Origin of the sequence: Anaerocolumna jejuensis DSM 15929, from assembly GCF_900142215.1 — a bacterium.
Classification (GTDB): Bacteria; Bacillota; Clostridia; order Lachnospirales; family Lachnospiraceae; genus Anaerocolumna; species Anaerocolumna jejuensis.
In genome coordinates this window covers 1-11,915 of the sequence record NZ_FRAC01000032.1, presented here as the reverse complement: position 1 = coordinate 11,915, position 11,915 = coordinate 1, and the positions used below count along the sequence as shown (strand labels likewise).

Here is an 11,915-nt window from a genome sequence, read left to right as displayed (position 1 = left end):
TAAATTTTACACAGACGAAACATTATTTTAATTTATGATATTCTTAAGGAAGGAGCAATGCTTATGAACCAGATGAAATCTAACAATATTTTTGAACGGGTTGAGAAAAAATACCTGCTTTCCAATATGGACTATGAATTATTAAAAGAAAAACTGCTGCCCTTTATGAAAATGGATCATTACGGACTTCATACCATCTGCAATATTTATTTTGACACAGAAAATTACGAATTGATACGTACTTCCATCGAAGGGCCGGTTTATAAGGAAAAGCTTCGGCTTCGAAGCTATGGAATACCTACGGATAACTCCGCTGTTTTTCTGGAAATCAAGAAAAAATATAAGGGAGTTGTTTACAAAAGAAGAGTTTCCATGACTCTGGAGGAAACAAAGAGGTATCTTAAACACGGAATCCATCCCTCCATGGACAGTCAGATTCTAAAGGAAATTGATTATTTTATTCAATTCTACCGCCCGGTACCAAAGGTCTATCTGGCATATGACAGAATTGCGCTCTATGGTATGGAGGATTCCGATATCAGAATAACCTTTGACCAGAACATCCGCAGCCGGATGACAGAGCTTGACCTTGCGGAAGGTGACCATGGGAAATGCCTGCTTGAAAAGGGTGCTGTATTAATGGAAATAAAAGTTCCCAGCGCTTATCCCCTATGGCTTGCCGGTATTTTATCGGATCTGATGATTTATCCTTTATCTTTCTCCAAATACGGAAATGTTTATAAAGAACAATTAATAGACGAAAGGAATGGAAACTTATGTTTACAAGCATTATAGCTTCAGTAACAGGCAGTCTTACCATTGAAACTGCTTTAATATGCACTGTAGTATCCCTTATACTGGGAGGTATTATTGCAGTAATATATATGACTCAGGGAACCTATAGCAAAAGTTTTATTATCACCCTAATCCTTTTACCGGCATTGGTACAGGCCGTAATTATGGTGGTAAACGGCAACCTGGGAGCCGGTGTCGCTGTTATGGGTGCTTTCAGTCTGGTCCGTTTCCGTTCCATACCGGGAAGCTCAAAGGAAATCAGCAGTATCTTTTTTGCCATGGTAGTCGGGCTTGCAACCGGTATGGGCTACATTACCTATGCTGTACTTATTACGGTAATTATCGGCCTTGCCCTCTTTCTTCTATCCCGTTTCAGCTTTGGTGATAAAAAGAATGAAAATAAGGAGCTTCGCGTTACAATTCCGGAAAATCTGGACTATACGGACGTATTCGATGACATTTTTAAAAAATACACTAAAAATGTCACTCTTACAAAGGTAAAGACTACCAACTTAGGAAGCATGTATGATTTATACTATGAAATTGAGCTGCTGGACGGCAGTAAGGAAAAAGAAATGATTGACGATATCCGCTGCAGAAATGGTAATCTTACAATCATCTGCGGCAGGATACAGCAGGCTGTTAACATGGAATTATAAGACAGTAAGAAAGGAAAAGGGGCTAAAGGATTTCCTGGCTGCCCTTAAAGGTAAAATACATGGCGATACGACCCAAGCTAAAAAAAGGCTTAAGCCTTTTACTAATATTAAGTTTGCTTTTATTTACGGGCTGCACCAATAAAAAGGACAGCTCCTCTGGTAAAACAGCTTCCAATACCCAGCAGGAAACTCAGACAGAAAGCAAAGCTGCTCAGACAGAAAGCAAAGCTGCTCAGACAGAAAGCAAAGCTGCTGTCGTAAGTACTGTAAAGCAGACCACCGGAGAATACAGCGATAAGGATTTGGACGCTTCCTGGGATGAAGCTTCTGCCGTAAAAATAACCTTCTACAAACAGAACATAACCAGCAGTGATAACAGTGTTACAGTTAAGGATAATACTGCCACCATTACAAAAGCCGGCACTTATGTCCTAAGCGGCACTTTAACAGACGGCAGCCTTATTGTAGCAGCCGGTGATAAGGATGATGTCAGGCTTGTATTAAACAATGCCGACATGACAAGCAGTACCACTGCTCCTATTTATATAAAAAACGCTAAAAATGCATATCTGATTCTGGCAGAAGGAAGCAAAAATACCATTGCAGATGCCGCAAAATATATATATGCCGATGATGCTGACGATGAGCCCAGTGCAGCGGTTTTTTCAAAATCCGATCTGACCATCAACGGAAGCGGTTCCTTAAATGTAAAAGGAAACTTTAACAATGCCATACAATGCAAGGATGATTTAAAAATAGTAGACGGAACCCTTAACATAACCTCTGTGGATGACGGAATAATCGGAAAAGATTCCCTTTCCATTAAAAGCGGAAATATCACGGTGAATTCTACCGGGGACGCCATAAAGTCCACAAATACCAAGGATACCAGCAAAGGCTTTATTATCGTTGACGGGGGGACCTTTCACATTACCAGCGGAGCTGACGGCTTTCAGGCAGAAACGAGCCTTATTGTAAACGATGGTACCTTTGATGTGACCACAAACGGCGGCAGTGCTAATGCAGCGGCCAAAACAAATAATGACTTTGGAGGAGGTTTTGGAGGAAACGGCGGGCAGAGGCCATCCTTTGGAGACAAAAGCGCTCCAAACGGCAATAGCAGTAATAACGGCAATGACGGCAATTCAACAGATTCTAATTCGAATTCCAAGGCAGACATAACTTCCCAGGCAACAGCCGAAACACCAAAAGATAATGCTGCGTCTTCTGGAACTTCCAATTCAGGTAATGGCTCATCATCGGCTTCCAGCACTGCTTCTTCAGAGACTGAGAAATCCAGTGCAAAAGCTTTCAAATCTGCATCTGTTTTAACTATTAACGGCGGTACCTTTACCGTAGACAGCTCTGACGACAGCTTCCACAGTAACGGAACTATTACTGTTACCGACGGCACCTTTACCCTCTCTTCGGGAGATGATGCCATGCATGCAGATTCAGCACTAACTCTCTCTGTTGGTAAGCTGACAATTAAGAAGAGCTATGAAGGCCTTGAAAGTGAAAATATAATCATTAACAGCGGTGATATTTCCATTAAAGCAAGTGATGACGGTATCAATGCTTCTGGCGGCAGTGAAAGCTCAGAGACAGCCGGGGGAAGCGGTCCGGGAGGCCAGGAATCAAGCGGCAGTGCAGCACTTACGATTAACGGCGGAACCATTTCGGTAAATGCTGATGGAGATGGCCTGGATGCCAATGGCTCTGTTACAATAAATGACGGTACCGTCTATGTGTCCGGTCCCACCAATGACGGCAACGGTCCGCTGGATTTTGATACTACCTTTGCAATGAATGGCGGAACCCTCATAGCTGCCGGAAGCTCCGGCATGGCACAGGCTCCTTCGGACGATTCCAAGCAGGCTTCCGCTGCCTATATTTTTGACAGCAAACAGACAGCCGGTACCAAGCTTACTCTAAAGACTGAAGATGGTAAAGAAATTATATCCTATACCCCTGAAAAGGACTATCAATATTTACTGATATCCTCTCCTCTTTTAGAGAAAACTAAAAAATATACCCTTTACTCCAACGGTACTTCCGTATATACCTTTACTATCTCCGATACGGTTAATGCCAATACGACCATTCAAACCAACGGAGGCCCCGGAGGCTTTGGCGGCGGACAGAACGGCGGACCTGACGGCGGTCGGGGTCAGGGTAATGGAGGACCTGGCGGAAGCAGTGATAACAGCCAGAACCAGCAGCCAAATACAGACAGCGGAAATACTCCTACCCAGGCACCGGACAATGGGAATTCCGGTACGAACAACAGCACTGGTGCGAACAACAGCAATTCCAGTACGAATAGCAGTGATTCCGGCTCGAATAACAGCAAATCCGGTACAAATAATAGCAATTCCAGTACAAATAATAGCAATTCCAGTAAGGATACCAGCAAATCCGGCACAGACAGTAGTTCCGGTACCTGATAGAATGAAATAAATAAAGTACCATATCTTTTAAATAAATTCATTAAAAGATATGGTACTTTTAGAGTAATATCGAATATGTCTTAAACGCCTTAAGCCTCTTCTCTTCCGGCATTTTCATTCGGATACTTATAATTTATTCATAATTCTTCTTGTCTGCTTATCAAATCCCCATTCTCCTTCTTATTTTCCGTAGAAGGCAGCCCATTCCTCTTGTTTAAAGCCAACCAGTACCTTTTTCTCTTCAACAATCAAAGGGCGTTTTACAAGCATTCCGTCCGATGCAAGAATTTCGTACTGCTCCTCTTCTGTCATACCGGGCAGCTTGTCCTTAAGCTCCTTTTCCTTATATACCAGACCGCTGGTATTAAAGAAGCGCTTCAGGGGCAGCCCGCTTCTATTATGCCACTCCTTGATTTCCTCAAAGGTTGGATTATCCGTCTTAATATCTCTTGCTTCATAGCTAACCTGATTATCATCCAGCCATTTCTTTGCCTTCTGGCAGGTTGTACATTTGGGATACCATAAAAACAACATAAAAAGTCCTCCATTTCTTTCGTTCATAGAAAGAGAATCTCCTTCTATTTCTTTGGCTAATAGAAGGAAAAATTCCTTCCGTTTTCCCTGAGCCAATATCTCCTATCTTTATAGTCCGGCAGGATTTTTTCTACCTCCCGCCAGAAAGCAGGTGAATGATCCATATGCTTTCGATGGGCCAGTTCATGAACCACTACATAATCAATCACTGTCTCGGGCATCATCATAAGTTTCCAGTTAAAATTGAGATTCCCTTTGCTGCTGCAGCTGCCCCATCTGGTTCTTTGCTCCCTTACCGTGATTCTTTGGTAATCTGTCTGCATTATTTTGCTGTAATAAGCAGTCTTTTTAAGCAGGGTTTCCTTTGCATACCTGCGGTACCAGTCCGTGATACTGTCTCTGATTAAAACGCTGTCCTCAGACCCGGTCTCTACCGTAAGGCTCCTGCTCCCGTCCGGATGCTTTCTATAGTAAAGTTTGGCTGAATCCTTACTGCCCTTTTTTACAAGAAGTAATTTTATTTCCCCTAATACGAAGGGAAGCACTGCACCATTATAATATAACTTATCATAGCTTCCGCCCTTTGTTATTGTTTTTTTACCCTCCGGGCAAAATTCCTTATATTTTCTGTACAATTTTAATTTATTATCTTCAATGAGCTTTTTTATATCTGCATCCGGTATAAAATCCGGGACACGGGCATTTATTGTCCCTTCTGCCTTTATCTCAAGGCTGATGGTCCTTCGCTTAGAATATATGATCCGGACAGAAAGTTCTTCCTGTCCGACAGTAAAAGTCACTTCTGACAGCAGTATCTTCCACCTCCTTTTTAATAATGATTTCTTATAAATTTTTAAAATCCATTCAGCTGGTATTATAACATAACTTAGCTTCATTATCCAATTATAAAACAACGTCAGCATGGGTATTCTAAGATTGAAGGTAATCAAACGCATTTAAAAATATCAAATCAGGATTTGATATTTACGAAAGGAGTTTAAATGAAGGTAAAAGATATTATGTCAACAGATATAGCATGTGTCAGCGGCAGCGATAGTGTAGAAAAATGTGCACAATTAATGAAACAGCATGATGTTGGTTCCATTCCCGTATGCGATAATGAAAAGGTTGTCGGTATTGTTACAGACCGTGATTTGACCTTGCGCAGTATTGCTGAAAGCCAGGACTGGAAGAGCCAGAAGGTTTCCGATGTTATGACAAAAAGTCCTTCTCTTGGAAGCCCTGATATGAATGTAAGGGATGCTGCCGAAATCATGAGCAGGGAACAGATCCGGCGGCTGCCTATAGTAGAGAACAATTCTCTGGTAGGAATTGTAGCCTTAAGCGATATTTCTCTGGAACCTGCTCTTTCCGACAGTGCAGAGGATACCTTAAGGGATATCTCCAGACCAAATCATTTCCATTAAGACAAGTGAAAGGTTGTTACAGTGTGAAAGCTTGTAACAACCTTTTATTCTTTTATTTAAATGAATCCTTCCTGTTAGTTAATGTATTTTTAATCTTTTCATGTTATGATAATTGTGCTTTCTATTTATCAGATGGAAGCATATGATTTCATATTGGGAGAAAGGGAGTTATAAAAATGTATGAAGAACTGAATCAAAGGCTGGATGAAAGCCGTCAGGGAATGGACAAATACAAGCATCTTGGCAGTAAGCTTTCCGACTGCCGTAAACAATTGAATGAACTGGAATCCAAAAGGGTCAATTTAAAACAGCAGTTTTTAAAAGAGGAAGAAGATTATAACAGCTTGTTTAAAAAAAGCTTAAATAACCTGATTCTGGAACTATTAAACAAGAAGGAGAAAAAAGAAGCCAAAGAATATCAGGAAATTGCAGCAGCCAGGGTAAAGCTTGACGAAGCTGAAAAGCAGATTGCAGCTCTCCTGCTTACTATACGGAGCCTGGAAGAAGAGAGAGTTAACCTCTCAAGCTGTGAAAGTACATATCGGAAGCTTTATGAAGAAAAGTACCGGCTGCTGTCGGAAAGCGATCCTGAAAATTCCGGTAAAATCAAAGCTGCCGAGGAAAAAATACATTTCTGTGAAAAAAACCTTACCGAAATTAACGAGGCCATCGGAGCCGGCACTTCAGTAATTGCTAAAGTAAGGGAAGCAGAAGAAAGCTTAGATAGTGCCCATAGCTGGGGAACCTATGATTTATTGGGCGGCGGCCTGATAAGTGATGTTATTAAGCACTCTCGTCTTGACGATGCCCAGGACTCCATAAATGAAGTTCAGTCCCTTTTACATCAATTTCATTCAGAGCTTGCGGATATTCAAATGGATGAAGAAATCAATGTACAGATAGATGGTTTTACGAAATTTGCAGACTACTTCTTTGACGGGGTCTTCTCTGATTGGATGGTTCAGTCAAAAATTAATTCTTCCATTGATGCCGTCGCAGATCTGGAAACAAAAGTAGACAGAGTATTAAACCAGCTAAAAAGCCTTAAGAGTTCTACAGAAAGCTCCCTGAGCCAGGCAAAGCTGGAACTGGAGAATATCATAAAAAACAGCTGATAGCCGGAGCGGGTGATTTGATTAACCCCTCCTGACATCCTTAAATTCCTTTATGCCGGGATAATCAAAAACAGATAACCTGCTAAATCACAGCAGGCTATCTGTTTTTCATATAAATGAGATTTTATTTGGTTTTCTAAAACTGCGTTATAGTGTATTTACCGTTGTTTATTTAACGTTACCTGTTACCGCTGTCCTCTGTTTTAGCATATCCACTGCTTTGTGAATTCTTTCCTGAATTCCCTTTGTCCGATTCGCCGTTCTTAGACCTGCCGGATGAATTTTCATTGGATTTATCACTTTCTTCCTGTTTATTCTCTTCTTTGGAATGTGATTTTCCTTCATCTTCATCCTTATCATTTTGATTCTGGTCTTTTTCCTCCATTTTTTCCTGTTTTTCTTTTTCCTTTTTTGCCTTGTCTGCTTCTTTTGATTTCTTCTTCAGTGCTTTTTCATCAGATTTTTGGGAAGCTTTTTGGTTCTTCATTTCATCCTTATCAGATTGTTCATTTTCATTATCGTCGTTATCATAATTTGCTTTTTCTTTATTATATTTATACTTATCAGATTGTTCTTTATTAGCCTTTTCTTTCTTATATCTTCCTTTATTGGATTTTCCTTTATTAGACTTTCCCTTATTGGATTTTTCTTTCTTACCTTTTTCTTTACTGCCTTTGCCATTATTAGACTTCTCAGAATCTTTCATCTCAGAGGAATCATTAGCTGCTGAAGATTTATCCTCTCCGTTTGTCTGTTCTTCCGTTGAACCAGAAGCAGCCCTGGCAATAGAATCTGCTGCTTTTCTGTTCTTCTTGATCTCTTTCATAATATCTTTTACAGGTTTATTCAGCCATTCTTCCACCTTGATACTATTAGGGTCAGCCGCACTTTGCTTTAGCTTTTCAACCAGATTTAATTTACCCGGTGTCACTCCCAGCTCTCTTGCTTCCTTTACGCGTTCAAGCCCTACGCTTGAGACCTCAACTTCCACATTTTCCTTATTTTCCTTAACAAAAGCTTTGACTGTCTTACGTATATCCTTCACAAGTCCATGGGATAATTTTGCATTGCCGCTGGAAACTGTAATCACAATTCCTCCGTCTATGGAAATTGCTGAACCGGTAACTACTTTTGCTCCTGTATTTGTACTATTCGGTTTTTCAACGGCAGAGTCGGTAACTGCCGGGGTATTGTTCCTTGTGAAATAACCCTCTTTTGAAATTCTTTCTACAGTAGTTAGGATTGCTTTTTCAATAGACTTATGTTTCAAACCTGATATTTTAATTTTTTCTAATATGATTTTTCCGTCATCATTCACTGCTTTCACATTTATTACCTGGTCAAAACGGTTCAGTGTGTAATAAATGGAAGGATTTACATCCAGGCTGACATAGGAATACGGTGATGCATATGCCCATATCCCGGTACCGGAACATAATAGTAAGAATGCCACACAGGCAGCGCATACTGCCAGTTTTTTTGTAATATGTAATTTTTTCATGATCATACCCTTTTCTTTTTCTTTTAGCAGTAAACCGGATTCATTACCAGCTTTCGAATGACAGGCCGCTTTTTCCGGCAGAATTTCCTGACCAACTGCATAATTTCTATTTCTAACTTTTGTTATGCTTCCATCATCAGACAGTACTGCTGCAAATTTACCTCTTATTTCAACTACTACAGATTTCATTGTATCATCTCCTCTCTGATGTAACGAAGATATTCTGCAAGCTCAAGATACTCTCCGGATAGTATCACTATGGCTGCTATTATATATTTTCGGTGGCGCTCAATAATTTTTCGGGGTACCTTCGTATTTTTCTCAAGAATTTTTACAGGCAGTAATTTCGTGTTTTTTAAAACCTTTACTGCCATGGAATCCTGAATACAAAAATTTATGACCTTCCCGCAGGCAATTTTCGTTTTTGCGGCCTTGGGAGAGCATTTTGTTAAATCAAAGAAAGAAAAGCCATATTCTTTTAAATTTTCGTTAACGGTTCTGATTTCAAATGCCAGACTTTCCTGCCTGCCGGACTCCATAGATTTTTTAGTAACCGCAGACCGAACCGTATTATTTTCTTCCTCCTCTGATTCCATGTCAAAAGCAACCGGATTTACAGCCAATTCCGGTTTGTATTTACTCTGCTGCCTGATATAATCAATTAGCCGCCTTTGCACTACCAGCTTGGCAAAGCTTAAAAAATTTCCCTTCTTTCCGTCATACTCCTTCACTGCCTGGACAAATGCAGTTAAGGCAATTGCCCATTCATCGTCACTTTTTGTAATGTAATGCCCTGAAACCTTTGATGCTATATGCAAAATATTTCTTTCATTCTGTTCAATAAAAGTATTTAAAACATTTTCATTTTGAGATGCTTCCAATGCCAGGTGATCCAGTTCTCTCAGGACTATCCCTCCCTTTATCCGACTTTCGGATTATTTATTACTATTTTGTGATTTATTTATGTCAGATAAATAATAAAAATATGGTACTTATGTAACAGTATCTAATTATTATTCAATTCTTTTAACAGATAAATCACCAGATTTTTATTATTACAGCATTTGGCATAGGGTTTCAGGGGCTCGCCCTCATACCAGACTCCTGAGCCGTCGGGCATATATCCTCTTCGTATATACATTCTGTGTGCAACGCCATAGCCGCTGTGAAGTCCGACACATACCGTTATGGTATTACTGACTTCCGCTGCTTTCTCTTCTGCTGCATCCAATAGCATATTTCCGACACCCAGTCCTCTGAATTCAGGAAACACATGCAATTCCTCCAGCTCAGGGATATCCCTCCATGCAAACGGACCTTTGTCACTGTTTAAATTCAGAGTGATATAACCGGCAGTTTTTCCGTTGAATTCTGCATTAAATACATATTTTTTACTTCGTTCTTCCACCTTAAGAGAATTCTGATAGTCAAATATCGTCTGGTTATTCTCAAATTCCATGGTGCGTATTCTTATCTTTATATCTGGAATGTAAATCATAGACTTTGCTCCTTTTTTGGACAGATTACTCCCTGTTGTGTTTTATGCTCTTATATATGTATATTCGATATGAAGTCAGATTTTTTTGGGGTAGATGCAATTAATTTTTTGCAAAAAAAGAGCAGCCAGAAAGCGGTGTGCTTTTCTGGTTGCTTTTCCGGTTGCTTTTTCGGTTTTTTCGATTGCTTAATTATTTTCTTACTGTTCCTAATTGCTGTTCCTAATTGCTATTCCTATTCCTTCTTATATTCATCCTCTGTTCCAGTCATTATCCTATGCGCAGCTTGCAGGAATCTCTGAGTACAAGGGCAGGTGACAGGCGGAAGACCCCTCCCTGAACCCGCTCTTCGCTTTGCATCAGACGTATAAGTTCTGTTATCGCATAAGTACCAAGCTCTGCCACAGGACTGTGCACGGTAGTAATAGCGGGTGTATTGTATCTGGCAACTGCATTATCATCAAATCCTACCACACTGATGTCATCCGGCACATTGATCCCTGCTTCCATAAGAGCTCTCACGCAGCCCCAGGCCATCTCATCATTTGCACAGAAGAAAGCTTCCGGAAGCTTCGTTCCTTTTAGTAAAAAAACCCTCATTTCACTGTAAGCTAAGGTTTCTTCAAAATAGGCCCTTAGGATTATGGATTCATCAATGGGAAGGTTATATTTTTTTAATACATTTTCATAGGCATTGTAACGGCATTCATCATCAAAATTAAAAATACCGTGGAAAAAGCCGATTCTTCTGTGCCCCTGCTTTATCAGGTATTCCATAGCAAGAGTCGCCCCTTCCATGCTGTCTATGATGACACTGGACATCTGCTCCCCGCAGTATTCACGGTCAATAAACACAAGGGGCATGTGGGCCATGGCAAGCCTGTCAATATACTCCTGGGATAAATGCTCATTTAAAACAATCGCACCCTCTACTCCTGAGGAAATTATCATACTATAGATTTCTTCACTGGTATTTTCATTGCTGATGTAGATATTTAGCTGATAGCCTTTTAGCTTGCACTGTAAATGTACAGCCTGAATCAGGTCTTTATAAAAATCCCCCTGGATACTGGTTAAAAATAAGCCTATAGAGTTCTTTTTATTCGATTTTAAAAATTTTGCGTTCATATTTGGAACATAGTGGAGCTTTTCAGCCGCGTCCAATACCTTTTGGCGGGTATCTTCGCTTACTACATCTACATTATTGAGTACATTAGACACAGTGGATATTGCTACCCCTGCTTCCTTGGCCACATCCTTTATCGTTACCATTACGGTTTCTCCAATCGCCTTTTCTTTATTATTCTTGAGGAAACACCTTTTTCTTGTTACTTTTTTATTTATTGCCTTATTACCTTTTTATTTCTTACTTTATAATCAGTGGGTTTGAAGGTGAAATAGGTTTCACTATCTATCAGAATCCCTATCTTATCAGGAAGCCATGTCAGGTAGTAGACACGAAACCCTCACTGGCTCCTTCCGGATATTTCGCAGCTGTCTTCTGTGTATTCACAGTATGCTTATAAGATTGTGTATGTACAGATGCATAAATTGTATCCTGATTATACCCCACAAATTCCTCAATGTCAATTTCTCCTGAAGCAGGTCAGCTCTGAAAGGTAAACTTCATTAATTTCTGCAATAATTCCTATTGTGGATAAATAAGGGGATTATTGGAATTGTTTCTGCTTTTTCAGAAGTTTTATCCACAACCCTTGGCCAAAAGAATTCTACTTCCATTCTTTCTGTGAATTATTTTTTTGAAATTTACTCTTTTCAGATATCACTTCCTTTGGTATACTGTTCCTATCGGAAAATGCTTAATGATGTGCGTTTCTGTGTGTAGGATATATCTTCCCTTGTTAGTTGCCGACCAAAGCTGGCTAACAAATCGGAAGATATATTTTTTATTGTCTTATTTAACTCTTTTATGATTGG

General features: G+C 40.0%; 11 protein-coding genes. 5 read left to right on the top strand and 6 right to left on the bottom strand.

Going from position 1 to position 11,915, the window contains the following annotated elements; all coding sequences use genetic code 11:
• Nucleotides 1-63: 63 nt before the first annotated feature.
• From BUB77_RS24135 to BUB77_RS24125, 3 genes are read left to right on the top strand one after another with little or no spacing between them, the layout of a single operon-like run.
• Nucleotides 64-795: a polyphosphate polymerase domain-containing protein gene (locus BUB77_RS24135; protein WP_084124683.1), complete on the top strand. Its 732-nt coding sequence runs from the start codon at nt 64-66 to the stop codon at nt 793-795.
• The gene (locus BUB77_RS24130) at nt 777-1,454 is read left to right on the top strand and encodes a DUF4956 domain-containing protein (RefSeq protein WP_073279719.1); all 678 of its coding nucleotides are present in this window, start codon (nt 777-779) and stop codon (nt 1,452-1,454) included. The genes BUB77_RS24135 and BUB77_RS24130 overlap by 19 nt, the downstream gene beginning before the upstream one ends.
• 59 nt (nt 1,455-1,513) lie before the next feature.
• Nucleotides 1,514-3,901 carry a carbohydrate-binding domain-containing protein gene (locus BUB77_RS24125; RefSeq protein ID WP_073279717.1) on the top strand — a complete coding sequence of 796 codons (2,388 nt, stop codon included), beginning with the start codon at nt 1,514-1,516 and terminating at the stop codon, nt 3,899-3,901.
• Nucleotides 3,902-4,084: 183 nt separating this feature from the next.
• On the opposite strand, the gene BUB77_RS24120 is transcribed toward BUB77_RS24125, so the two are convergent.
• Both BUB77_RS24120 and BUB77_RS24115 read right to left on the bottom strand, forming a co-directional pair.
• The gene (locus BUB77_RS24120) at nt 4,085-4,438 is read right to left on the bottom strand and encodes an arsenate reductase family protein (protein WP_073279792.1); all 354 of its coding nucleotides are present in this window, start codon (nt 4,436-4,438) and stop codon (nt 4,085-4,087) included.
• A 56-nt stretch (nt 4,439-4,494) separates the two neighbouring features.
• Nucleotides 4,495-5,253 (bottom strand): M48 family metallopeptidase, encoded by a 759-nt coding sequence (locus BUB77_RS24115; RefSeq protein WP_408606433.1) that lies wholly within the window; start codon nt 5,251-5,253, stop codon nt 4,495-4,497.
• 186 nt (nt 5,254-5,439) lie between these two features.
• On the opposite strand from BUB77_RS24115, the gene BUB77_RS24110 reads away from it, so the two are divergent.
• Together BUB77_RS24110 and BUB77_RS24105 are read left to right on the top strand one after the other, a co-directional pair.
• The gene (locus BUB77_RS24110; RefSeq protein WP_073279713.1) at nt 5,440-5,865 is read left to right on the top strand and encodes a CBS domain-containing protein; all 426 of its coding nucleotides are present in this window, start codon (nt 5,440-5,442) and stop codon (nt 5,863-5,865) included.
• Nucleotides 5,866-6,041: 176 nt separating this feature from the next.
• Nucleotides 6,042-6,980 (top strand): AAA family ATPase, encoded by a 939-nt coding sequence (locus tag BUB77_RS24105; protein ID WP_073279712.1) that lies wholly within the window; start codon nt 6,042-6,044, stop codon nt 6,978-6,980.
• A gap of 178 nt (nt 6,981-7,158) precedes the next feature.
• Here BUB77_RS24105 and BUB77_RS24100 read toward each other — a convergent pair whose 3' ends face one another.
• The 4 genes from BUB77_RS24100 to BUB77_RS24085 all read right to left on the bottom strand — a co-directional run bounded on the left by BUB77_RS24100 (nt 7,159) and on the right by BUB77_RS24085 (nt 11,249).
• On the bottom strand, nt 7,159-8,670 hold the full coding sequence (locus tag BUB77_RS24100; protein ID WP_073279710.1) for an anti-sigma factor domain-containing protein: 1,512 nt from the start codon (nt 8,668-8,670) through the stop codon (nt 7,159-7,161).
• Nucleotides 8,667-9,362, bottom strand: coding sequence for a sigma factor (locus BUB77_RS24095; RefSeq protein WP_278277742.1), 696 nt, complete (start codon nt 9,360-9,362; stop codon nt 8,667-8,669). Before BUB77_RS24095 ends, BUB77_RS24100 begins: the two co-directional genes overlap by 4 nt.
• Before the next feature lie 125 nt (nt 9,363-9,487).
• Complete coding sequence (locus BUB77_RS24090) at nt 9,488-9,979, bottom strand: GNAT family N-acetyltransferase (RefSeq protein WP_073279706.1); 492 nt, start codon at nt 9,977-9,979, stop codon at nt 9,488-9,490.
• Between the two features lie 268 nt (nt 9,980-10,247).
• The gene (locus tag BUB77_RS24085; RefSeq protein ID WP_073279704.1) at nt 10,248-11,249 is read right to left on the bottom strand and encodes a LacI family DNA-binding transcriptional regulator; all 1,002 of its coding nucleotides are present in this window, start codon (nt 11,247-11,249) and stop codon (nt 10,248-10,250) included.
• Nucleotides 11,250-11,915 lie beyond the last annotated feature (666 nt).

What these genes read in the sequence shown, in the direction of transcription:
- BUB77_RS24105 (WP_073279712.1), top strand. Translation starts at nt 6,042, where the DNA reads ATGTATGAAGAACTGAATCAAAGGCTGGATGAAAGCCGTCAGGGAATG.
- BUB77_RS24130 (WP_073279719.1), top strand. Translation starts at nt 777, where the DNA reads ATGTTTACAAGCATTATAGCTTCAGTAACAGGCAGTCTTACCATTGAA.
- BUB77_RS24090 (WP_073279706.1), bottom strand. Translation starts at nt 9,979, where the DNA reads ATGATTTACATTCCAGATATAAAGATAAGAATACGCACCATGGAATTT.
- BUB77_RS24135 (WP_084124683.1), top strand. Translation starts at nt 64, where the DNA reads ATGAACCAGATGAAATCTAACAATATTTTTGAACGGGTTGAGAAAAAA.
- BUB77_RS24085 (WP_073279704.1), bottom strand. Translation starts at nt 11,249, where the DNA reads ATGGTAACGATAAAGGATGTGGCCAAGGAAGCAGGGGTAGCAATATCC.
- BUB77_RS24110 (WP_073279713.1), top strand. Translation starts at nt 5,440, where the DNA reads ATGAAGGTAAAAGATATTATGTCAACAGATATAGCATGTGTCAGCGGC.
- BUB77_RS24100 (WP_073279710.1), bottom strand. Translation starts at nt 8,670, where the DNA reads ATGAAATCTGTAGTAGTTGAAATAAGAGGTAAATTTGCAGCAGTACTG.
- BUB77_RS24125 (WP_073279717.1), top strand. Translation starts at nt 1,514, where the DNA reads ATGGCGATACGACCCAAGCTAAAAAAAGGCTTAAGCCTTTTACTAATA.
- BUB77_RS24120 (WP_073279792.1), bottom strand. Translation starts at nt 4,438, where the DNA reads ATGTTGTTTTTATGGTATCCCAAATGTACAACCTGCCAGAAGGCAAAG.